A 318-nucleotide genomic window follows, 5' to 3' on the forward strand; every position below is an offset into this window, starting at 1 on the left:
TCCGATGTCAAAGAGCTCGACGTCGCGATGTCAAACACCTTTGACACTAACTATAACCATAGTAACAAGAACCATAATAACCAGAAACAAGATAACCAAACCGGTCGAGGATCACTAGCCGGAGAAGAAAAACAATATAACTTATCTCTGCCCAGAGATGTAATCCAATACTTCTGTGAGCGATATCGGAACCAGTATTTTGTCAACTATAATCCGGTTTGGAGCCGGGATATGAGTTGGGTAAAGAAGAATCTGCTGTCTGCATATTCGCCAGTACAGATAAAAACGATCATTGACACCATCTTTCAAGAATATGAC

At 40.9% G+C, this 318-nt stretch carries 1 protein-coding gene; it reads left to right on the top strand.

Annotation, left to right across the window (positions count from 1 at the left end):
* On the top strand, positions 1-318 hold a 318-nt coding region (locus H1S01_RS22850), incomplete at both ends, for a hypothetical protein (RefSeq protein ID WP_207732465.1).

This window comes from Heliobacterium chlorum (genome assembly GCF_014502795.1).
Lineage (GTDB): Bacteria > Bacillota > Desulfitobacteriia > Heliobacteriales > Heliobacteriaceae > Heliobacterium > Heliobacterium chlorum.